Source organism: Hirschia maritima DSM 19733 (assembly GCF_000378345.1).
Classification (GTDB): domain Bacteria; phylum Pseudomonadota; class Alphaproteobacteria; order Caulobacterales; family Hyphomonadaceae; genus Hirschia; species Hirschia maritima.
Window position 1 is genome coordinate 1,059,712 of record NZ_KB899544.1, and the last position, 22,754, is coordinate 1,082,465.

Annotated in this window: 17 protein-coding genes; 9 read left to right on the forward strand and 8 right to left on the reverse strand. The window is 43.7% G+C overall.

Annotated features, from left to right (window positions below; all coding sequences use genetic code 11):
- The first annotated feature begins 20 nt into the window (after positions 1-20).
- Positions 21-887 (forward strand): alpha/beta fold hydrolase, encoded by an 867-nt coding sequence (locus F551_RS0104985; RefSeq protein WP_026296660.1) that lies wholly within the window; start codon positions 21-23, stop codon positions 885-887.
- A gap of 6 nt (positions 888-893) precedes the next feature.
- Here F551_RS0104985 and F551_RS0104990 read toward each other — a convergent pair whose 3' ends face one another.
- Genes F551_RS0104990 through F551_RS0105010 form a run of 5 tightly spaced genes read right to left on the reverse strand, consistent with a single transcriptional unit; the run spans position 894 to position 6,822 of the window.
- A complete protein-coding gene (locus F551_RS0104990; RefSeq protein WP_018996392.1) occupies positions 894-1,733 on the reverse strand; it encodes an HpcH/HpaI aldolase/citrate lyase family protein in 840 nt (279 codons plus the stop codon).
- Positions 1,730-2,182 (reverse strand): MaoC family dehydratase, encoded by a 453-nt coding sequence (locus F551_RS0104995; RefSeq protein ID WP_018996393.1) that lies wholly within the window; start codon positions 2,180-2,182, stop codon positions 1,730-1,732. The genes F551_RS0104990 and F551_RS0104995 overlap by 4 nt, the downstream gene beginning before the upstream one ends.
- A 2-nt stretch (positions 2,183-2,184) precedes the next feature.
- Positions 2,185-4,068: an acetyl/propionyl/methylcrotonyl-CoA carboxylase subunit alpha gene (locus tag F551_RS0105000; RefSeq protein ID WP_018996394.1), complete on the reverse strand. Its 1,884-nt coding sequence runs from the start codon at positions 4,066-4,068 to the stop codon at positions 2,185-2,187.
- A 4-nt stretch (positions 4,069-4,072) separates the two neighbouring features.
- On the reverse strand, positions 4,073-5,674 hold the full coding sequence (locus tag F551_RS0105005; protein WP_018996395.1) for a carboxyl transferase domain-containing protein: 1,602 nt from the start codon (positions 5,672-5,674) through the stop codon (positions 4,073-4,075).
- Positions 5,674-6,822, reverse strand: a complete 1,149-nt coding sequence (locus F551_RS0105010) for an isovaleryl-CoA dehydrogenase (RefSeq protein ID WP_018996396.1) — start codon at positions 6,820-6,822, stop codon at positions 5,674-5,676. The genes F551_RS0105005 and F551_RS0105010 overlap by 1 nt, the downstream gene beginning before the upstream one ends.
- Positions 6,823-6,933: 111 nt before the next feature.
- Here F551_RS0105010 and F551_RS0105015 point away from each other — a divergent pair, with 111 nt between their 5' ends.
- From F551_RS0105015 to F551_RS0105045, 7 genes are all read left to right on the forward strand, one after another.
- Complete coding sequence (locus F551_RS0105015; protein ID WP_018996397.1) at positions 6,934-7,815, forward strand: LysR family transcriptional regulator; 882 nt, start codon at positions 6,934-6,936, stop codon at positions 7,813-7,815.
- Between the two features lie 110 nt (positions 7,816-7,925).
- Entirely contained in the window at positions 7,926-8,828 is a 903-nt protein-coding gene (locus tag F551_RS0105020; protein ID WP_018996398.1) for a hypothetical protein, read from the forward strand.
- 105 nt (positions 8,829-8,933) lie between these two features.
- Positions 8,934-9,491, forward strand: a complete 558-nt coding sequence (locus F551_RS0105025; protein WP_018996399.1) for an rRNA large subunit pseudouridine synthase E — start codon at positions 8,934-8,936, stop codon at positions 9,489-9,491.
- Between the two features lie 110 nt (positions 9,492-9,601).
- Positions 9,602-10,294, forward strand: a complete 693-nt coding sequence (locus tag F551_RS0105030) for a nitroreductase family protein (RefSeq protein WP_018996400.1) — start codon at positions 9,602-9,604, stop codon at positions 10,292-10,294.
- Between the two features lie 145 nt (positions 10,295-10,439).
- Positions 10,440-12,884 (forward strand): GAF domain-containing protein, encoded by a 2,445-nt coding sequence (locus F551_RS0105035; RefSeq protein WP_018996401.1) that lies wholly within the window; start codon positions 10,440-10,442, stop codon positions 12,882-12,884.
- A gap of 20 nt (positions 12,885-12,904) precedes the next feature.
- Positions 12,905-13,324 carry a response regulator gene (locus tag F551_RS0105040; protein WP_018996402.1) on the forward strand — a complete coding sequence of 140 codons (420 nt, stop codon included), beginning with the start codon at positions 12,905-12,907 and terminating at the stop codon, positions 13,322-13,324.
- Between the two features lie 61 nt (positions 13,325-13,385).
- The gene (locus F551_RS0105045) at positions 13,386-13,781 is read left to right on the forward strand and encodes a response regulator (protein WP_233355207.1); all 396 of its coding nucleotides are present in this window, start codon (positions 13,386-13,388) and stop codon (positions 13,779-13,781) included.
- Positions 13,782-13,849: 68 nt separating this feature from the next.
- Here the strand turns inward: F551_RS0105045 and F551_RS0105050 are convergent, their stop codons facing one another.
- From F551_RS0105050 to F551_RS0105060, 3 genes are all read right to left on the reverse strand, one after another.
- Entirely contained in the window at positions 13,850-16,033 is a 2,184-nt protein-coding gene (locus F551_RS0105050) for a Tex family protein (RefSeq protein ID WP_018996404.1), read from the reverse strand.
- A gap of 224 nt (positions 16,034-16,257) precedes the next feature.
- Positions 16,258-18,135 (reverse strand): DUF885 domain-containing protein, encoded by a 1,878-nt coding sequence (locus F551_RS0105055; protein WP_026296661.1) that lies wholly within the window; start codon positions 18,133-18,135, stop codon positions 16,258-16,260.
- Between the two features lie 366 nt (positions 18,136-18,501).
- Complete coding sequence (locus F551_RS0105060) at positions 18,502-19,521, reverse strand: AraC family transcriptional regulator (protein WP_033404394.1); 1,020 nt, start codon at positions 19,519-19,521, stop codon at positions 18,502-18,504.
- A 418-nt stretch (positions 19,522-19,939) separates the two neighbouring features.
- Between F551_RS0105060 and F551_RS0105065 the strand changes: the two genes are divergently transcribed.
- A complete protein-coding gene (locus tag F551_RS0105065; protein ID WP_018996408.1) occupies positions 19,940-22,681 on the forward strand; it encodes a TonB-dependent receptor domain-containing protein in 2,742 nt (913 codons plus the stop codon).
- Positions 22,682-22,754: the final 73 nt, after the last annotated feature.

A 22,754-nucleotide genomic window follows, 5' to 3' on the forward strand; every position in this document is an offset into this window, starting at 1 on the left:
GAGAGTGAGAGACATCATTGATGGACGGGGACATTATTTTCCAATCGCGAGATGGATTGAATTTATTCGCGAAGTCTTGCGGACCTGTAGATGCTGATCTCACAGTTTTATGCCTGCATGGGCTTACGCGGAACCATAAAGACTTTGACCCGTTACTGTCGAAATTATCGGCTCATCGCAGGTATATTTCGATGGACGTTAGGGGGCGTGGAAAGTCTGATCGTGATCATGATCCTTCAAGATATCGTCCCGATGTGTATGCCCAAGATGTTATAGAGTTATTGGATCACGTGCAGCCCAAAAAAATGGTGTTAATCGGTACTTCTATGGGCGGAATTATCTCGTTGATTTTGAGTCAAATTCTTTCGTCGCAGCTATTGGGTGTGATCTTGAATGATGTAGGTCCGAAAGTTGAACCTATTGGGCTAAAACGAATTTCAGAATATGTCGGGGATTTTGTTGAGCATGACAGTTTGGAAGCCGCAGCGACAGCTATTCAAGTTTCTCAACATGACGTTTATCCAAATTTTGCGTTCAACGATTGGTTGGCATTTGCAAAACGTACACATGTAGAAAACGCTAATGGAAAATTTGTGCTGGATTATGATCCAGAAATAGCTTCCGCATTGAAAAGTGTCTCGCCAAGTCTTACGGTTGAAATGCAAATGTGGGCCGTATACGCGGCGACCTATAAGCGGCCACTGCTAGTAATTAGGGGTGAATTGTCTGATTTGTTTTCAGTAGATACAGCGGTCAAAATGGTTCACCGTCATGGAAGAGCCAAAATTGTGAGTGTGCCCAATGTTGGCCATGCCCCAATACTTGATGAACCTGTTTGCGTTAAGGCGATTGAAAGCTTTTTAAAGCGTATCGAAGATAAATTGTAGGCAGTATTACTTTGCTTTAGCGCGAGCTAGAAGTTTTTCAGCTTGGACGCGGTGGGGGGCATCAACCATTTTACCATTCACCTTCAATGCTCCTGATTCTGGAGCTTCGGCAAAAGCGTCAATAATTGATTGAGCGTGATCAATCTCAGCCTGTGTTGGTGTGAATGCTGCGTTGATAATTTCTGTTTGGGATGGATGGATAGCCATCATTCCCGTGAAGCCATCTCTACGGCTGCGCGCTGCATATGCTGCGAGACCATCAGTATTTTTAATGTCGACATAAACTGTATCGATTGCAGCAGCATTGGCAGAATGAGCTGCAAATAAAGATAAGCTACGTAGCATCTCATAGGGCGGAGTATAGCTGCCGTCCTCATGACGCGAGGTCGTCGCACCAATGGACGCCGGCATATCTTCAGCTCCCCATGTGAGACCTATAAGGTGGTCAGCGACATCTTTGTATGTTCCTAGTTCAAAAACTGAAGCCGCCGTTTCCGTGGCAATTGGAAGAATAGGAATCGTATTTCCATTTAGCAGTTTGAGCAGGTCGCGGATAGATTTAGAGCCTTCCGCTTTGGGCAACATGATGCCATCTGGCGGAGAAATGATAAGAGATGAAACATCTTTCGCCGCCCACTGTGTTGTCAGTGGATTAATTCTGACAAACACAGGTTTGGGTGAAGAGTTTTCTAAGAATGCTGAAACAGCGATTCTTGCTTCTTCTTTTCGCGCTGGTACAACGGAATCTTCCATATCCAAAATGATAGCATCAGCAGCTGAAGCCATTGCTTTTTCAAATCGATCTGGCCGATCAGCGGGAACAAAAAGAAGCGATCTTAAAATCATGCGTTTGCTTTCTTCAACAGTGCTGTTCTTAGGCATTGGCAAACCAATTCATCGCGTTGATTATACATACGATGCGTAAAGGTAACTATGCCTGCGGTAGGCCGAGATTTGCTTTCGCGAAGTTCAGTAACTTCGGTTTCCCCGCGTAGAGTATCACCAACAAATACAGGGTTTGGCATCACAACTTTATCATAGCCTAAGTTTGCTATGAGCGTCCCCAATGTTGTATCACCGACGGAAACGCCAACCATCAAACCAAAAGTATATATGCCGTTCACAACAACTTTTCCAAACTCTGTTGCTTCAGCATACTCACGGTCCAGATGAAGTGGTTGTGGATTATGCGTGAGGGTGGTCGTCATGATGTTGTCAGTGTCGGTCACTGTTCGACGAAGATCATGTTTAATGACATCGCCGACATTCCATTCATCAAAGTGTTTTCCGGCCATGTTTAAGACTCCTTGCTTTCCGAAGGGGTGATTTCGAGAAGGGTTACACCTTCCATCACGTTTTGTCCGGCTTCGACGGAAACTTCCGTCACTGTTCCATCAAATGGAGCGCTCATAGAGTGTTCCATCTTCATGGCTTCAAGTGTGACAAGAGATTGCCCTTTGGAAACAGTCTTTCCCTCTGATACTGAAAGGGACAGTATTTTACCTGGCATTGGCGATAGGATTGACCCGTCGGATTGCTGCCCAGAGCCTGATTTTCCATCATTACGCGCAGTTGTGACAGCAAAAGGCCATCCATTTTCAACAACTAGGAAGCCTTGAGGAAGTTCATGCCATACTGGATATGCACCGACTTCATCCAGAAGGTTGATAGATTTAATCTCACCATCAACATTAAGCTTCATATATGGATTTGGCGTTGTTCCATTTCTAAAACCGATTAGCTCATGCCAAGGTTCGCTCTCTGAACCTTCTACTAGGAATGAAGCAATCGCTTTCATTGAGCTTTCACTTAGCTCGGGTTTGGTTACGAGCGCATTTAGATTGGCATCGATGAAAGCAGTGGTGTAGTTGCCCGTAGAAAAAGCCTCTTCACTCAATAATTTATGAAGGAACCCTGCATTGTTCTGCACTGGCCAAGTAACAACTGTTTCACATGCATCAGTTAGGCTAGCTATGGCTTCATCACGAGTATCTTCATGAACAATGAGTTTGGCTACCATTGGATCATAGAATGGTGAGATTTCAGCATTCTCTTGAATTCCAGTATCCACGCGCACATCATAAGGCATGCTGAGAGTTCGAATCTTACCAATTGAAGGCAAAAAACCGCTTTCAGGGTTTTCTGAATAGAGACGCGCCTCCATTGCCCAACCGTTGATGGAAAGCTCTTCTTGTTTTTTCGGGATTTCCTGGCCGGATGCTACACGTATTTGCCATTCTACAAGGTCAACACCAGTGATGGCTTCAGTTACCGGGTGCTCCACCTGCAAGCGTGTGTTCATTTCCATGAACCAGATGCTGTCAGCACTTAGATCACCAGAGGCGTCCGCAATGAATTCGACCGTTCCGGCCCCCACGTAATCTACAGCTTTTGCGGCACGTTTGGCTGTTTCACAAACGGCTTCTCGTGTTGCTTCATCCATTCCGAATGCTGGAGCTTCTTCGATGACCTTTTGGTGACGTCTTTGCAGCGTACAATCTCGTTCGAAGAGGTGGACTACATTGCCATGCTCATCACCAAAAATTTGAACTTCTATATGGCGTGGCGCTGTGATCCACTTTTCAAGAAGGACACGATCATCACCGAAAGAAGAGGCGGCTTCACGCTGACAAGATTTTAGGGATTCGACAAAATCTTTTGGATTGTCGACTTTGCGCATACCCTTACCGCCGCCCCCAGCAACGGCTTTAATCAAAACGGGATAACCAATTGCTTTAGCTTCTTTTTCAAGGCGCTTGGCAGATTGATCGTCGCCCATATATCCAGGTGTACATGGAACCCCAGCTGCTTCCATAAGAGCTTTGGCGGAGTCTTTAAGCCCCATGGCGCGAATAGAAGATGATTTGGGACCGATCCACTTAATGCCTGCCTCGACAACTTTATCTGCGAAGTCGGCATTTTCAGAAAGGAAACCATATCCGGGGTGGATAGCATCTGCGCCAGTTTCTTTGGCTGCTGCAATGATTTTCTCACCGATAAGATAGCTTTCAGTAGCCGGAGATGCACCAATGTGCACCACCTCATCTGCGGATTTTTTGTGTAAGGCATTTGCATCAGCATCTGAATAAACAGCAACAGTCTGAATGCCCATTTTCTTTGCGGTGCGGATGACTCGGCAAGCGATCTCACCACGGTTGGCAATAAGAATTTTTTTAATCATTGCATTACATCCTAAACATACCGAACTGAGCGTGATCAGCTATCGGCGCATTAAGAGTTGAGGCGAAAGCGAGGCCGAGCACATCACGTGTTTGTGCTGGGTCAATGACACCATCATCCCATAATCGCGCTGAAGCAAAGTAGGGGTGTCCCTCTTCTTCGTACTTGTCGCGAATAGGTTGCTTGAAGGCTTCTGCTTGCTCTGGTGTCCAGTTGGCTGCGTCACGGTTCACGGTTGCAAGCACACTAGCAGCCTGTTCACCCGCCATCACACTGATGCGGCTGTTTGGCCATGTGAAAAGGTAGCGTGGTGAGTAGGCGCGTCCGCACATTCCATAGTTACCTGCACCAAAACTACCGCCGATAAGAACGGTTATTTTGGGGACTTGAGCTGTCGCAACTGCAGTCACCATTTTTGCCCCGTGTTTCGCTATGCCCTCTGCTTCATATTTTCCACCCACCATGAAGCCGGATATATTTTGAAGGAAAAGGATTGGGATTTTTCGCTGACAAGCTAGTTCGATGAAGTGAGCACCTTTTTGTGCGCTTTCAGAGAACAGCACACCATTATTTGCGAGAATTGCAATTGGCATTCCCCAAATATGCGCAAAACCTGTTACAAGTGTTTCACCGAAATTGGCTTTGAATTCGTGGAATTCACTACCATCAACGAGACGTGCAATGATTTCGCGAACGTCAAATGGAGTTTTCAGATCTACAGGCAGTGCACCATATATTTCTTCAGCATCGTAAAGCGGTTCTCTCACTTGCTGAATATTGAGCTCAGGAAGAGTTTGCGGTGGCAATGTTGATACAATGTCGCGTACGATAGTTAGCGCATGTTCATCGTTATCTGCGATGTGATCAACTAGACCGGATTTGCGTCCGTGAGTATCAGCGCCACCTAATTCTTCTGCTGTAATTTCTTCACCTGTTGCTGCTTTTACCAAAGGTGGTCCTGCAAGAAAGATGGTTCCTTGGTTTCGCACGATAATGGATTCATCACACATGGCGGGCACATAAGCACCACCAGCTGTACAGCTACCCATCACACAGGCAATTTGTGGAATGCCTTTAGCGGACATGTTTGCCTGATTGAAGAATACACGGCCAAAGTGATCACGGTCTGGAAACACTTCACTTTGGTGAGGTAGGTTTGCACCACCAGAATCGACTAAATAAATACATGGCAGGTGGTTTTGTTCCGCAATTTCTTGAGCCCGCAAGTGCTTTTTAGCTGTCATCGGGTAGTATGTTCCACCCTTAACAGTTGCGTCGTTGACCACGATCATAACTTGGCGACCAGATACCCGCCCAACGCCACAAATCATGCCACCGCTTGGAACTTGGTCTTCATAGAGACCAAAAGCTGCCATTTGCCCAACTTCCAAAAATGGAGAGCCGGGATCTAGCAGAGTTTCCAAGCGGTCGCGGGGGAGGAGCTTTCCACGTGAGACGTGTTTTTGACGTGCTTTTTCTGATCCACCCAGTGATATTTTGGCTAATTTTTCGCGCAAATCTTCGCTAAGTGCTTTGTTTGTGTCGAAACGCCTCTGATATGTTTCGGAAGCTGTATCGATTTTAGAAGTGATTGTTGGACCGCTCATTAACCTAGCAACTCCCTTGCGATTAGGAAGCGACGAATTTCGTTTGTTCCGGCTCCAATATCGTAGAGTTTTGCGTCACGAAGAAGACGTTCAACCGGCCATTCCTTAAGATATCCAGCACCACCTAGTGTTTGGATAGCCTCAAGTGAGGATTTAACAGCGTTTTCGCTTGCAAGAAGGATGGCACCGGCCGCATCAAAGCGTGTTGTTTGTCCAGCATCACAGGCTCTGGCCACAGCATATACATATGCACGTGAGGAGTTTAGAGCGACATACATGTCGGCAATTTTTGCTTGGATGAGCTGGAAGCTACCAATTGGTTTACCAAACTGCTTGCGTTCCTTCACATAAGGCACACAAATATCAAGACATGCTTGTAGGATCCCAAGTGGACCAGCAGCAAGAACAGCGCGCTCATAGTCCAAACCACTCATAAGCACTTTAGCACCACCATTGACTTCGCCCATCACGTTTTCATCAGGGACAAAGCAATCTTCAAACACAAGTTCAGCAGTATCCGAACCTCGCATTCCCATCTTGTCTAGTTTCGGAGAGACAGAGAAACCTTTCATGCCTTTCTCAACAATAAACGTTGTTACGCCATGGCTTTTGTTGTTTGGGTCTGTCCGTGCGTATACAACGAGTGTGTCGGCTTCGGGTGCGTTGGTGATCCAGAACTTTGTGCCGTTTAGCACATATCCGCCGTCAACTTTTTCCGCTTTTGTTACCATTCCCAGAACATCAGATCCGGCACCCGCTTCTGACATAGCTAGAGAACCGACGTGTTCACCGGAAATAAGTTTGGGGAGATATTTCTTTTTCTGTTCTGGAGTAGCCCAGCGACGTAACTGGTTGATACAAAGGTTTGAGTGTGCACCATATGAAAGACCAACTGACGCAGAAGCACGAGAGATTTCTTCCATTGCAACAACGTGCTCAAGATATCCAAGCCCTAGGCCACCATCTTCTTCAGCAACAGTAATGCCGTGAAGGCCTAATTCTCCCATTTCAGTCCAGAGGTGACGAGGGAATTTGTTTTCCTGATCTACATCGGCTGCAATCGGAGCAATTTTATCTGTTGCAAAACGACGACATGTGTCGCGGATCATGTCAGCTGTTTCACCTAAAGCGAAATCTAGATTCATCATTACGTGTATCTCCCGAATATGGATGGGGCTCTTGCCTCTTTTCCCTACGGTATCATTTTTTGTATAATAGATAAAATTGAAATTAAACTATATATGGTATAGATATTATCTATGATAGATAGATATTTACTTCGATACTTCCTGGCCGTTGTGGATCAGGGAAACTTTTCAAAAGCTGCTGCGCACCTAAACGTTGCTCAACCAACTCTTTCCGTTGGAATAGCGAAATTGGAAAAAGAGTTGGAATCAAAGTTATTCCATCGTGCCAATCGTCGTATTCATCTGACTGACGCTGGAACGCAATTGCTTGAATACGCGCGAAGGATTGAGAGTGACTTTAATCAAGCCGAAAGGGCTGTGCGAGGTCTGGAACCTCAACCAGTATTCAAGCTTGGTGTGCTTTCCAGTGTTCCCGCAACCTTGATAGCAAAAGCAATCGAAGCGTCACAGTTAGATAATCAGGACGGCGGCAATGCTTCGCGGGTAGAATTGATTGAGGGAAGTGAGCGAGAACTGACAAACCTTTTGGCGCGTGGACGAGTGGATGTTGCTCTTACACTTACAGATAGGGGTGGTGAACGTTTTTTAGAAGAGACATTGTTTCAGGAGGGCTATTCCATAGCAATGTCTGAAGACCACGCCTTGTCGGGGGAACCTTCTATTCCGGGTGAAGCGCTGGCGGATAATGTTATGATCGTTAGGCGCCATTGCGAGGCGCTTTCTGAAACAAGTCGTCACTTTACTGAAAGAGGAGTGAGGCCTTTTTTTGCATTTCGTTCTTCCAATGATGAGAGAGTTTTGGAAATGGTTCGTGCCGGTCTAGGGGTAACCATAATGCCCGATAGTTACACATGGAATGGGGTGATTATGCGCAAATTGTCTGGTTTCGAAATTGTCAGATCAATCGGATTGGTCTGGGCTGGCCATGCAGAGCATATGCACCATGAATCACCGCAAATTGTGGACTTGATACGAAAGAAATGGCAGCGCTAACTAATCGATAGTTTGGTTATATGTAGCAAATAGTTGTTTGAGGCATATTTTGTGCTAACGGAAGTAAAGATGATCCAAGTCAGGATTTAAGCTCCAATTTAGGTAACAAAATGAAGTTTCAGTGGCCAGAAAATACATCTGAAGTTTTTTCAACTGAGATTATAACATGTCAGCATGATGGGCATGAAAGTGAACACTTCACAGACGAAGGGTTAGCTGACCTATTGGATCGATATCCCAGAGATGAGATGGGGATATACAAGTTTCCTGAACATGCTGAAGGTAAGGTTAAGGCTATCCACGGGAAAGCGGAAAACTTAACTGGCGCTGAGTTGCTAGAAGCTGTGAAACGAGGGCAGATTTGGCTGAATTTGCGCGCAGTGAATAATCATCTTGAAGAATTTGAAGCTATTAAGCAGCAATTGTTTTCTCAATTGGATGATGCAGCTTCAATCAGTTCCATGAAACAGGATGTAGGGGTGTTGATTTCTTCTCCGAACATCCATGTACACTATCATCTGGATATACCTTTTGTATGTCTTGTGCAGGTGCGCGGTGAAAAAACAGTGTCATTGTATCCGGCTGAACCGCCGTTTGCGACGGCCAGTCAGATCGAAGCTGTTGTTCTAAAAGAACAAGAAGAAGAGATGAGTTTTCAACACAGTTTTGATAAGCATGTGACAGCGCTAGAAATGAAACCAGGAATGGCTGTCACTTGGCCGCAAAATGCACCTCACCGCGTTCAAAATGGCGATATGCTCAATGTTTCCCTGTCGTGTGAATATATGACGACGAGCGGTTTGCTACGTGCCAATGCTATGTATACCAATGGTGTTATGCGTCGCTCAATGGGAATTGATTCAAGCTTACCTGCAAAAAACGGATTGGGAGTGGTTTTTAAAGCAGTGATTGCTCGTTTTATTAAAATATTCAAAAAAACAGTCGAACAAAAACATACGCCAATCACTTTTGAAATAGATAAAGAAACACTTCTAGCCAAAGACATTTCATAATCCCCCCCCCCTTGGCTTATAAACATTTTTGGGGTGAGGTATCTTTGGGTTGGAGAGCTGAATTGGGCATGGTGTTTTACCAAATGTCATGGCATTAGGTTTTAAATGTCTAAGATAGTTTTGTTCAACAAACCTTTTAATGTCCTCTCTCAATTTACCGATGCAGGAAATGCTGGATCGACGCGGAAGACGTTGTCTGAGTTTATTAATGTCCCCAATGTATATGCTGCGGGACGTCTTGATAAAGATAGTGAAGGCTTATTGTTGCTCACTGACGATGGAAAATTGCAACATCGAATAAGTGACCCAAAGCACAAAATGGAAAAGTGTTACTGGGTTCAAGTAGAGGGCGAGCCCTGCGAAGAAGACTTGAATAAATTGCGCTCGGGCATTTCATTGAAAGATGGAATGACGAAGCAGTGTAAAGCGAAGATTATTGAAGCCCCCGCCGCCCTTTGGGAAAGAGATCCTCCAGTTAGGTTTCGTAAAACAGTACCTGATACATGGTTGGAAATCACGATTTCGGAGGGGCGTAACAGACAAGTCCGAAGAATGACTGCTGCAATTGGATTTCCAACTCTTCGTTTAATAAGATACCGAATTGGAAGTTGGACTATCGATGGTGTTGAAAATGGACATTGGGTGGTTCAAACTCTTAGTTAATTCTTCTAACATATCTCTAGTGAATGTAATTTGATCTCAAGAATCAAATTGAAAGCAGTCGATTGTATTCTCAAAATACAGAGATTGCGTAAAATTGCTGGAGGGACAAATTGTTTAGCAAGAAGAACGTTCAATACGAGGCTTTGTCGCTTCCAGACAGATTTGATTTTTCCGAACAAGAAATGCTTTCCAGAACGAAGGCTTTTCTGGACAACATGCAAAAGCGGCATTCTGTGCGACAATTCGATACCAAACCAGTGGTCGAAGAAGTTATTCAAAATGCCATTAAGGCAGCGGGATCAGCTCCGTCAGGTGCTAACCATCAACCATGGCATTTCGTTGCAATTTCTAACCCAGAAATGAAGAAAAAGATCAGATTAGCGGCAGAGGAAGAAGAGAAAGCTTTTTATGCCGGCGGTGGTGGAGATGAATGGCTCAAAGCTTTAGAGCCTATTGGTACAGATGAATCAAAGCCACACCTTGAAGATGCTCCGTGGCTGATCGTGATTTTTTCTCAAAGATTTGGCATTTATGACGATGGAAGCAAATTTAAGAATTACTATGTTCCCGAAAGTGTCGGAATAGCGACTGGCATGTTGATTACTGCATTACATCAGGCGGGGTTATCAATGCTAACACACACACCCAACCCTATGAGGTTTTTGAATGGATTGTGTGATCGCCCAGATCACGAAAAGCCGACAATGATTCTGACGGTCGGCCATCCAAGCACTGACGCGGTTGTTCCAGCGGTTGCGAAACTTAAGAAACCTTTTTCAGAAATTGCAACAGTGTTTAACTAGGGTTGCATTGTAAAATCATATGTTTCAGGGTTAATTTACCAACATACTGTCGATTGTACTTGAAAGTCGTAAATCGAGAACCGAGATGGAGATAACTTTTAAGTAGCTTAATGAGATATCATAAGCTGCCTCTAAGTTTGCTAATATGGATCAACTCAACACAGAATTGGCACGATTAGAAGCTCTGAGAGAGATAGGTATTCTGGATACCCCTCCAGAAAAAGAGTATGATAACCTCACGCAGCTTGCTTCTGAATTGTTTGATGTACCAATTGTACTGGTATCTTTGATAGATGTGAATAGGCAGTGGTTTAAGTCCAATGTGGGGTTAGATGGTGTAGAAGAAACACCTAGAGACGTCGCTTTTTGCCACTATGCGATTCAGCAAAACCAAGTCATGGTTGTTGAAGACGCCCTTGAAGATCCTAGGTTTTCGGAGAATCCTTTGGTCACAGGCGAGCCGAATATTCGGTTCTACGCAGGAGCTCCACTTCTCACGCGTCACGGGTTTGCGTTGGGGACTTTGTGTTTGATAGATAGAGTTCCTCGAAAACTAACCGAAAAAGATGTTAAGCTGCTCTCTGGGCTGGCCAATGCAGTTCGAGATCTTCTTGAAAAAAATAGTCTAGCACGCGAAGTCATGGATCTTGCCGATTCGGTGAAGAAGGAAATTGAAATTTCGCAATCTATTTTAAATGCAAGCGAAGCGGCAATTCTTAGGCTTGAAGCCATCCGAAATGAGCAAGGAAAAATTATAGATTTTGAAATGTTGGCTGTTAATGCGGCTTTTCTAAAAGTCACTCAAAAGACTGTCGATGAAATTGTTGGCAACAGCTTTCTTGATCATTTCCCTCATGTTGTAGAAACGGGAATTTTTGAGCGGCATATCCAAGTTGTGGAAACCGGAGAAACTGACGTTTATGAATTTGGTTATCAAGCCGATGGTGTTGATGGTTGGTTTCGGCAGTATGGTGAGAAATGTGGTGAGGATGGGCTGACAGTTTCTTCAACCGTTATCACCGATCGCAAAAAATTCGAATTGACTGTAAAAGCGCTTAAAGAAATATCACCGCTTGCCAGTTCAGATCTTTCCAAATACCTCGAAGAATTATTGGAATTAGGTTTAAAAACATTCGGTGCAGCCAATGGGTTTGTCTCAAATATACAAGGCCAAAACTATTTAATTAAAGCGTTTGTGGGAGAGTTAGAGGGTGTTCGCGCAGGTATAGTTTTAGATTTAAAAGATACTGTTTGTAACATTGTGGCAAAAGAGCGTACTTCTCATGTTTTCGATAACCTCCTTGCTGACGATGTTGTAGCTCACCCCGCTGTTCCAAAGTGTGATTTCAAAAGTTATTTAGGCGCTCCAATATTTGTTTACGGGAATTTCTACGGTTCAATTAGTTTTGTGCGGGATACCGTTCGTGCAAATAATTCATCGAACATTGATTTAGAAATTTTGGAAATTATAGCCTCGAGTATTGGCCATGCGATAGAGGTGCAAGACGCACTGCAGAATTACACGCGTTTGAATGAAGAGTTAAGATTGGTCCTAGATAATGTGCCAGCTCGAATTTGGTATAAAGACGATCAAAACAAAATCCTTAGAGCTAATAAAGCAGCCGTGGAATCTGCGGGGTTAACTGACCCCAAGGAAGTAGAGGGTGTGCCGACCGAAGAGCTTTTCCCTGACATGGCAGAAAAATACTATCAGGATGATCAGGTTGTTCTTGAAAGTGGAAAGCCGCGTCGTAACATTATTGAATCCTATGCGCCAAGTAAGGGCGTAGAGGGATGGATATCAACTGACAAAATCCCAATGGTCGGAGAGGATGGTAAGAAAACTATCCTGGCGGTTGCAAATGATATAACTGCTTTGAAAACAAAAGAAGAGCAGCTTTCAAGATTGAACGAGAGTTTGTCAGATTTTGCTTTCGTTGCGTCTCATGATTTGCAAGCGCCTCTCAGGCAGTCGGCAATGTTTGCTGAACTACTTGTCGATGAATTAAATGAACATGATATGGAGTTGCCTGAAACGGCGGCGGAATATCTGTCAGAAATAGAAGACGGTTTGCGGAAAATGCGGACCATGGTTAGAAGTTTGTATGATCTATTCAAGTTGGATAGTCAGAAGATAACTAAAAAGGATATCTACCTTGGTGAAGTTGTTGAACAGGCTGAAAAACAATCTTCTCAGGAACTTCAAGCCGTAAATGGTGTTATAGAAAAAGAGAAGTTTTTCAATTATCCAGTGAATAGCGCACTGATGGTCCAAGTTCTTCAAAACTTGATCGTAAACGCTTGCAAATACTCTGAGTCAGATAATCTTTGTATAAGGATTTATTCGGAAACCGATGTTCCCCGAAGACAAAAGAAAATTATAGTTGAAGATAACGGAGTGGGTGTTCCTGCCGAGTTTCAGAAAAAAATATTCGAGCCGTTCAAAAGGTTACATCATTCCAATGATGTAGAAGGAGCGGGAATAGGGCTTGCGTTGTGTAAAAAAATCTTGGCGATGCATGATGGCGATTTATATCTTGATTCCGACCACGTAGATGGGGCAAGATTCGTAATGGCATTTAGTTATTAAGCAATGGAAGAAATATTGACATGACAAATACTGCGATATTGCTTGTAGAAGATGACGTAAAAGATCAAAAATTTATTCTGAAAGCCTTAAATAAGGCTGATGAGGAACTTGATATCGAAGTTGTGAAAGACGCTGAGTGCGCTCTCAATGCTCTTAAAAACGGTACACTTCCCAAGATTATCATTACTGATTTGAATATGCCTGGTATGGGTGGGCGTGGATTGTTGGATGTATTGAAGTCTGACGATAGATATAAAAGCATTCCAACGATTGTATTATCTACTTCTGAAAACGAATCCGATATCGATGACTCCTACAGTCGTCATGCAAACGCCTACATGGTGAAACCGGATAGCATCGCTGGATATCAACGGGTTGCATCTCTATTGCAAGACTTCTGGCTTAAAGAAGTGAAATTGCCAAGATTGGTAGCTGAATAAAAATTAGGTAATCAAGATACCTAATAAATTGGATATTGTGTTGTAAATGCCGGAAACTAGCTTGTCTAAATTATCTACAAAACAACCCTCAGTGATGGTTGTTGATGATCATGCAAATGTATCGAAATTGGTAGATGCGTACATCGGTAAAGCTGGCATTGAGAGTATTGATGTTCAGCATGCGAATGACTTAGAAATTGCATGTTTATTGATCAAAAAAAAACAACCAGATTTAATTTTATTAGATAACTTGTTGCCACCGCATTTCGATTTTCGTTTTTCGGTAGAAAGACTAATAGAGGTCTACACGGGACCAATTGTACTTTTTTCCGGTGAAATTCCTGAAAGTGTTGGTACAGAAGAAATAGATCAGCATCTTGCAGGTGTTTTATCGAAAGATGACTTGGCAACAACAAAGTTTGTTGATGTGCTCAATGAGCATGTTTTGTCTGCATAGAAATTAGAGCTCTGAGACTTGTTATTATTGTCTCAGAGCTTGTTTTTGATCGATGTTTTGAGAGCAACCTATTGAGCTGCTTTCATGCTTAGTCCGATACGTTTTCTTTGAACGTCTACTTCCATAACAATGACTGATACAACATCGCCGGTTTTGACAACATCATGCGGATCTTCAATATAGCGATCCGCTAGTTGTGAGATGTGTACCAATCCGTCTTGGTGAACGCCTAAATCAACAAAGGCTCCAAAAGCGGTCACATTGGACACCGTACCCTCTAACTTCATGCCTTCTTTAAGGTCTGAAATTTCTTCAATCCCATCTTGCAATGATGCCGTTTTGAATTCAGGTCTTGGGTCACGGCCCGGTTTTTCAAGCTCTGCGATAATATCCTTTACCGTTGGGACTCCAAATGTCTCATTGGCAAAGTCTTTTGGGTTCAGTTTGGATAAGAATGCCTTGTCTCCAATCAAGCTTTTAACGGAGCGGCCGGTTTTTTCTGATATTTTCTTTACAACGGGGTAGGCCTCAGGGTGCACAGCTGAAGCATCTAGAGGATTTGAGCCATCTACAATTTTCAAAAATCCAGCTGCTTGTTCATAGGCTTTGGGGCCCATACGGGGGACTTTCTTTAATGCAGTACGTGCCTTGAACGGTCCGTTCTCATTTCTGAATTCAACAATGTTATTTGCGAGCGTTTGAGATAAGCCAGACACGCGTGCAAGAAGCGGAGCTGAAGCCATATTCACATCAACTCCGACAGCATTTACACAATCCTCGACGATGGCATCTAGAGAGCGTGTTAAAGCGCTTTGATCAACATCGTGTTGATATTGTCCAACACCGATGGCTTTGGGATCGATCTTTACAAGTTCAGCAAGAGGGTCTTGTAAGCGTCGTGCGATGGAGACTGCTCCTCGAATGCTAACATCTAGATTAGGAAATTCTTTTGCTGCTAATTCAGACGCGGAATAAACAGAAGCACCAGCTTCCGAAACAATGACACGCGTGAGTTTAAGTTCAGGCATTTTGCTAGATAGTTCAGCAACGAGTTTATCTGTTTCGCGGCTGGCAGTTCCGTTTCCAACACTGACGAGTTCGACTTTGTGTTTTTTACAGAGCTTGGCAATTGTCGTAAGAGAACCTTGCCAATCGCGACGCGGTTCGTGGGGGTAAATTGTGTCTGTGTCCACAACCTTTCCGGTTTGATCTATAACAGCAATCTTACATCCGGTTCGGATACCTGGGTCAATTCCCATCACAACCCGTGCACCAGCTGGAGCAGCGAGGAGGAGGTCTTTAGCATTTCGTGAGAAAATGCGAATAGCTTCCGCGTCGGCCTTTTCCTTCAGGCGAGAAATTGAGTCGTTGGCGCTTGAAGAGGCTAACTTGGATTTCCAGGCTTTTGCTGCCGTCTCAGCCATCCAATGATCACCAGCACGACCTTTATTGGAGATGCCAAATTCTCTCATAACTGTCCCAATTACTGGGTGAGGTCTGCTGGGATCGTGAGGAATATCCAAATTGATTTTTAAAACACCCTCTTTTTGTCCGCGCAAAAGGGCAAGAGCGCGGTGTGAAGGCATTTCGCTAATTGGTTCATCGAATTCGAAATAGTCGGAAAACTTCTCACCTTCTTTTTCTTTTCCTTTGACAATCTTCGATTCTAATGCGCCGGCGTTCCATATCTTCTCTCTAACAGGGCGGACAACTTTGGGCGTTTCTGCGATACGCTCAATTAGAATGTTCCTAGCACCTTCTAATGCGGCGTTTAGATCCTCAACACCATTGTCATTGGATATATAGGCGACTGCTTCTTTTGTTGGGTCTATAGCAGGGTTTAGTAGAAGTTTGTCTGCTAGAGGTTCGAGCCCGGATTCGATGGCCATAGAAGCTTTGGTTCTGCGTTTAGGCTTGTAGGGAGCGTAGAGGTCCTCCAGCTCAACCTTCGTCTCTGTTTCGTTGATCTGTTTTTCAAGTTCTGCCGTTAGCTTGTCTTGGTCCTTTATGGACTTAAGTACTGTAACTCTTCGATCATTCAGCTCGGTCAGATATGTCAGACGTTCAGAGAGTTTGCGTAACTGCGTATCGTCTAGGCCACCAGTAACCTCTTTTCTATATCTTGCTATAAAAGGAATTGTTGCGCCTTCTTCAATTAAGTTCATGGCTGCAATCACTTTAGTGTCTGGGACAGAAAGTTCTCTCGCAATGATTTTAGCAGTTTGGGTTTTGAAGGAAGACTTATTGGTCATATCTAAATCCTGTTTGACGAATAGAGCGTCAAAATATTGAAATTCATTTTTCGATACGCGCGCGAACCGTTAATTCCAAGTGATATTCAACAGGTTTATAGAAGGTTTAAAAAGGTCTGTTCATCGGATAAATTTCACTTAAATTTATCCGATTTTGAAAACTAAGAAAAAAACCCCGATACACATGCATCGGGGCTTAGAACAAAAACTATATGTTGGGGTAATTATTTTGCTTTAACAGTAGCAACCCAATCATCTATGCGTCGTTCAAGGATAGTGAGTGGCACAGCGCCACCGCCGAGAACTGTGTCGTGGAACCCGCGGATATCAAACTTGTCGCCTAGTTCTTTTTCCGCATCTGCACGCAATTCCTGAATTTTCAGCATACCAATTTTATAACTAGTCGCTTGGCCGGGAAGAACCATATAGCGACGAACTTCTGAACGCGCTTGATCTGTTGTTATTGCTGAATTTTCTTGGAAATAAGCAATAGCCTGTTCTTCAGTCCAGCCTTTCGAATGAAGGCCAGTATCAAGAACTAGTCTGATTGCTCTCCACATTTCAGATCCAAGACGGCCAAATTCGGACAGGCTGTCTTCGTATGTGCCCGGCATCTCTTTGGCTAGAGCTTCAGTGTACAGCGCCCAACCTTCGATATACGCTGTGAAACGAGCTTGCGTTCTAAACTTAGGAATATCTGTAAGTTCTTGCGCAATAGAAAGTTGCATGTGGTGGCCCGGAAGTCCTTCATGATATGCAATTACTTCTAGTTCACGCTTAGGCATGGCTTCCATGTCAGATAAGTGCGCATAGTAGATCCCTGGACGAGACCCGTCAGGAGTCCCAGGGAAATAGTGCTGTGCCGCACCTGGTTGTTCGCGGAAAGCTTCAACACGGCGCACTTCTAGGTCTGCTTTTGGTAGGATTCCAAAATAGTCAGGTAACACGGCTTTGATCTTATCAATAGCTGCAGTGGCGTCGTCGATATAGCCCTGTCTACCCTCATCGGTATTTGGGTAATAAAGACGCTCATCAGATTTTTCATCCCGGAGGAAGGTGAAAAACTCTTGCAGTGTTCCATCGAAACCAAATTCAACCTTGATTGTCTCCATTTCAGAACGAAGACGATTAACTTCTTTCAAACCGATCTCGTGAATTTCATCGGCAGTAAGTTTCGTTGTGGTCTGGTTTGCTAGTCGTTCATTATAGTAATCGACACCAGCAGGAAGTGATCCAACTCCAGCTGCTGTTGATGAAGCGTTTACTTTGTCCTCTTCCTGCCATGCAATCAGGGCGTCGTATGCAGGTTTCCATTTCTCAAGAAGGGCTGTTTGGATATCAGCTGTTAGTTGATTAGCTTTTGCCTGATCAATTTTTTCGTCTTTAAGAAGTTTAGCTATTTTAGATTTCGCATCTGCCCAGACAGCGTTGTCTTCGCCACTTTCATCGAATGGTGCACCAGAAATGATCTTCTTTGCTTCAGCGATTACTAATTCGAATGAGAAATATGGAGGGCGTACACCAGATGCTGCATTTTCTTTTGATCTTGCAATTAGTTGTTCCATACCGCGGGATGATTCATTGATACGTGAAAGATAATTGTCCATATCCTCCCCGTCTTCAACTTTATGGAAGGCAATCAGGAGTTGAGGAAAGAAGCCATGAACGGCGTTCATTTGCTCAAAAACATAGTCGTTGGAAGTGAATTGTGATGCAGCTTCAGCTAGCTCAAATTGATAAGCCGCGATGTCGTAGGAAGTCTTAGCTTCTGTTGAAAGCTTGTCATATTCAAAGGAGGCTTTCATTTCTGCATCTTTTGATTTTTGCCAAGCTAATTGACGAACTTCTTGTTCTTTCGAAAAGTCATCTATTTTGTCTTGATCGACGTCTTTGCCGAGAAAAGTTAGTTGGATTGGGCTCTGCGCAATCTGTTCTTCATATTTGGCGTCAAGCCATTCATTTAAACGCTGCGACTCTGCCTGAACTTCTTCAGCAGTATAGGTCACAGCTGGCTTTTCTGTTGTTGCCTGTGTATTTGATTTTGGTTCACATGCAGCGAGCGCCAATATAGTCGCTAAGGCAGTCAAACTGGTTTTTTGCATAGCAAATCCTTTCCCCGTTTTATCGATTATCGATTTATTGGCAGTTCTTTTACATTCGGGCAAGGATTTGGTGCACTCCAAATAGAATAATAGTCTGCAAAAGCGCTCAATTTTGAGTGATAAATTATCATTCAACTCAAAAAGTGGTCATAATTTGTTATACTATAGCATTGAGTGCAGGCTATATTGCTTCTCTTAAGTTGGGAGTATCCAAAGTGGCGGGGGTAGAAAATTCCATCAGGTTATCTGATGGAATTGCAATAATTGGACATCAGAAATCGTTCCATCAAAACTGATAAAGCGATTCGCAAGTACATGTTTTTTTGTTTGTGGTATTCAAACTTAAGGGCGTTTATTCGTCCAACATTAGTTGATTGTAGATGACAGACTCTCTCTTGGAGTGCAGCCAAAAAGTTCTTTATATTGTTTGGAGAAGTGTCCAAAACTCGTAACCCCAAAATCTAATACGATATCGGTTACTCGTGTGCCTGGGGGGGCCATTTCAAGTTCGGCTTTGACAGCTTGCAGGCGTTTAATTCTGAAATACTCTAAAGGTGTTTGGTTGAACTTTTTTCTAAACAAAAGTTGGAGACTTCTACCGGAGACACCAGATTCTTTTGCGATTTTGAGAAGAGTAAGGTTGTCTCTCAGGTTGTCATTAATGAAATCAATAGCGCGTTGGATTTTTATTGAATCGCTGTCGATCGGGTCATTGGAAAGTTTGTCAGAGTAGTTGTGAGGAAATATACAAAGCGCAGTCGTTAAGATTGATTCCATATATGAAACCAACATTTGATTTCTTCGAAGCTTTCCCTCCATTGCTAGGGCAATGCGAGCGACATTTCCAATTTGATTCTGCCAGATCTGCGAGCTGTGCTGAGTTGTAGCAATCGTATCAAAGATCAAAGGTGCGGTTATTTCTTCAAAGAGTAGCGTTTCCAAATGACGTTGTAGAATGTCTTTGTTAATCCCGATCACGAGTCTTTCAGTGTTTTCAGCAATCTTCATTTGATAAGGGGATTCGGGAGATATCATCATTGAATGAGAAGGACGCAAATCGATTTCGGTTTTGGCCCGCATCAATGTATTATGTCCTTGGAGAACTGTGTGCGCAAAGAACAAATTACGATGCTCATCAGGTTGAGCGTACACTTTCGCACCATAACCAATTTTAAGCAATGAAATGGAATCGTTTGTAAGGCCTCGGAAATGGATGTCTAGTTTGTCTTTATGGTCCAACACATCGATATTGTGCGGGCTTACTTTTCTCGCAATTAGTTCGTGTGCTTCATCCAAATTACTTGTTCGAAATATACTATTTTGATCTCGAATTGATTGATTTGGTGTGTAATGCCTATCTGTTTCAGGGGTAATATTAGATAACATTTTATCGCACGTTTTCAGCTATTTACAGCCTACTTCTCCCAATTATATTTTTTCTATTTTTCTTTTAAGAGTGACGTAGTGAAGGGCCAACGTCAAGTCTGACAAGGTTAACGTCAGAGTGCCAAACTTTGAATCAACATCGGTTTAAAGAAGTCATCCATCTTCCACCGGAATTCAAAAAAAACGACATAATAGCAGGGACAAATTTGGAAATAGGTGGGGTAAAAATGTGTTTTAATCTTCTCAAAAATAGCTTTTTTTGAATGATCCTTGCGCAAATTGAACTGAAATTTTCGTTCACAAGATAGCATGTTTGTTCAATTCGATGAATGTTAACTTAGCGGAAACTCCGACGACACCGATATAGGCCTTAAGGCGAGGGGTGTAAAAGATCGAGAGTAGCGCTGGGAGGTAAATTATGAAACGAACAAATCTAAAACTGAATACAGCGATAGCGAGTGCTATAGCTGCAACTTTTTCTTTCAATGCTTTTGCGCAGGACGCTGAGACAGATACTGTTTCTCAAGTAAATGAAGAGAAGAAAACCCTTCAAAAGATTGTGGTCACCGGTTCAAACATCAAAAGATCATCATTCAATGATCAGGCGTCTCCAATCGAGTCTATCGGTCAAGAAGGCTTGGGCGCAGTTGGGGCTCAAGATGTACGAGACTTGATTGAAACGCTTTCTATCAATGCTGGTTCCCAAAACAACGCTGATGTTTTCACAGCTGGATACACGACTGGTACAAGTAACATAAACTTACGTGGTTTGGGTGTTGCGTCCACATTGGTGCTGTTGAACGGCAAGCGTCAGGTGCAATCGAGTGTACCAACAACGGATGGTGTTCTATTCGTTGACACGAACAGCTTAGTGCCAAGTATTGCAATTGAACGTCTTGAAATTCTTAAAGATGGTGCTTCTGCGATTTATGGTTCTGAAGCGGTTGCCGGTGTGGCAAACTTCATTACGCGTGACAATTTCGTTGGGATGGAACTTAAGGCTGATTATCAGACGCGCGTGTCTGATGGTGATCAGGTTGATTCCAAAATCGAAGGTATTGTTGGTGTTGAAGGGGATTGGGGTAATCTAGTCGCTGCAGCATCATATATGGACCGTACACCTTTATATGGTGAAGAGGTTCCTTGGTTGAGTTCTATTGAAGGCACAAACACATCTGGTGTGGGTAGCCCAGGTACATTTATCGGTGTTTCGCCTGCTGTTGCTGCAAGTTTGGGGATCCCTCAAGCAGGGGGTGGAACTTTTACACCAGACCCACAATGTGAAGAGCTTGGTGGATTGCTAGCAGGCGTTTGTCGTTTTGACTTCCACGATCAGCAAACTGTTGTCCCGAAGGAAAACCGTTTCCAAGGGTATGCTAAGTACACGAATGATTTATCTGATAATCTAGGTGGTTTCGCAGAGATTTCTTTCTCTCGGACACGTGCTGCTCGTAACACTTCTCCGAGCTATCCTTTTATCTTGGATAATGCGCCAGTGCCTGCTTACGCGCCATTTAATATCTTTGGTGAAGATGTAAGATATTTTGGTCGCCCGCTAGGATCTGGTCAGGCTCCAACAGAGAATAACTTCGAGAATGACACATTCCGCTTCAGTGCAGGTTTGGAAGGTTCGATTACGGATGACATTTTCTGGGAAGTGTCTCTAACCAAAGGGATTAGTGAAGGTCAGGTTACGCAAAGTGACACGATCACAGACCACTTTATCGATGCGGTTGCTGGTTTTGGTGGTGCCGATTGTCAGGCTCGTACTATTGAAGCTGCAACAGCTTTAGGTATTACGCCAGGCGACAATTCGGTTGGGTGTTATTATTGGAACCCATTTGGTTCAGCTTTGGACCCAAATAATACTACAGCCATTAAAAATGGTCAGGAAATCAGAGATTACATCTTTGGAGAACAGACGCTTGATTCTAAATCAGAGGCGCTGACTCTGGACTTCGTTGTTTCTGGAGATCTAGGTATTGAATTGCCAGGTGGTACAATTGGTGCTGCGTTTGGTGGTCAATATCGTGAAGAAAGCCTGTCTCACCAATATGACACTATCTCAAATCAGGATGGTTTCTCTTTCCTTGTTGGTAACCCAGACTTTACAGGTTCACGTGAAGGGTGGGCTGTGTTTGCAGAGGTATCACTACCCTTACATGACACATTAGAAGTTCAAGGTGCTCTGCGTTATGAAACAATTGATGGTCTAGATACGACAGATCCTAAAATTGGTTTGGTGTACCGTCCGGCCGATTGGGCGACATTGCGTGGATCGTATTCGACTTCATTCCGTGCGCCTTCAACATTCCAACTGTTTGGTACGCAGACAACCTTTACGCAAGTTAGCTTCAATGGGGCGACAAACTTCATTTCAGCGCGTGCAAACGGTAATGCAGACCTAAACCCTGAAACCTCTAAAGCGTTTAATGTTGGTGGTACATTCAACTTCGGAAACTTCGAGTTCGAAATTGATTATACTGACTTCAGCTTTGAAGATGTTCTAACGGCTGAAAATGTCCAAGGTATCATCAATGCTGCTGTGGCCGGAATTGACCCTACTGACTCAGCTGCAGTTATTGCTGCAGCGACCGCTGACCCGAAAATTATTGTGACACCTGGTGGAACAGTTGGGCAGGTCGTTGCTGACTTCATTAATGCTAACGCAATTGATACTAGCGTAGTTGATTTTTCAGCGAGCTATGACATCGAAACAGGGTTTGGTAGCATCACACCATTCATTGAGGGTACGTATGTTGTTGCTTACGACTTGACCGGAGTGAATGGTAATTCAATTGATGGTAAGGGTAACCGGAACTTTACAAACTTTGGTTCTCCATCTCCTGAATTGCGCGGAAACATGGGAGTGCGGTTTAATGCCGGTGCTCACAACGTAAATACATATCTGCGTTACGTCGATGGATTGGCGGACGATCAGGCTGGAAATATCCAGCGTGATGAGCAAGTCACCTTCGATGCTCAATATAGCTACACATTCGAAGAATTCATGGGAGACGGTTCTGCGGCTCTAGTGGTTGGTGTTCTCAATGCATTTGATGAAGACCCACCATTTGCCAAAACGAACGGTAACTATGAAGCGCGTGCTTATGATCCTCGTGGGCGTCGTGTTTATGTCAGCCTTAAAACGACGTTTTAGGGTGAGGCTAGCTGTCATGAAACCTGAACCTTCCAATAGGGTTTCCAGTTAGTCGGGGACCGCATGGATCACA

Coding starts and splice junctions, on each gene's coding strand:
- F551_RS0105050 (WP_018996404.1), bottom strand. CDS start 16,033: ATGACCAATAAGTCTTCCTTCAAAACCCAAACTGCTAAAATCATTGCG.
- F551_RS0104995 (WP_018996393.1), bottom strand. CDS start 2,182: ATGGCCGGAAAACACTTTGATGAATGGAATGTCGGCGATGTCATTAAA.
- F551_RS0105035 (WP_018996401.1), top strand. CDS start 10,440: ATGGATCAACTCAACACAGAATTGGCACGATTAGAAGCTCTGAGAGAG.
- F551_RS0105055 (WP_026296661.1), bottom strand. CDS start 18,135: ATGCAAAAAACCAGTTTGACTGCCTTAGCGACTATATTGGCGCTCGCT.
- F551_RS0105000 (WP_018996394.1), bottom strand. CDS start 4,068: ATGATTAAAAAAATTCTTATTGCCAACCGTGGTGAGATCGCTTGCCGA.
- F551_RS0105005 (WP_018996395.1), bottom strand. CDS start 5,674: ATGAGCGGTCCAACAATCACTTCTAAAATCGATACAGCTTCCGAAACA.
- F551_RS0105040 (WP_018996402.1), top strand. CDS start 12,905: ATGACAAATACTGCGATATTGCTTGTAGAAGATGACGTAAAAGATCAA.
- F551_RS0104985 (WP_026296660.1), top strand. CDS start 21: ATGGACGGGGACATTATTTTCCAATCGCGAGATGGATTGAATTTATTC.
- F551_RS0105020 (WP_018996398.1), top strand. CDS start 7,926: ATGAAGTTTCAGTGGCCAGAAAATACATCTGAAGTTTTTTCAACTGAG.
- F551_RS0105015 (WP_018996397.1), top strand. CDS start 6,934: ATGATAGATAGATATTTACTTCGATACTTCCTGGCCGTTGTGGATCAG.
- F551_RS0105025 (WP_018996399.1), top strand. CDS start 8,934: ATGTCTAAGATAGTTTTGTTCAACAAACCTTTTAATGTCCTCTCTCAA.
- F551_RS0105060 (WP_033404394.1), bottom strand. CDS start 19,521: ATGTTATCTAATATTACCCCTGAAACAGATAGGCATTACACACCAAAT.
- F551_RS0105010 (WP_018996396.1), bottom strand. CDS start 6,822: ATGATGAATCTAGATTTCGCTTTAGGTGAAACAGCTGACATGATCCGC.
- F551_RS0104990 (WP_018996392.1), bottom strand. CDS start 1,733: ATGATTTTAAGATCGCTTCTTTTTGTTCCCGCTGATCGGCCAGATCGA.
- F551_RS0105065 (WP_018996408.1), top strand. CDS start 19,940: ATGAAACGAACAAATCTAAAACTGAATACAGCGATAGCGAGTGCTATA.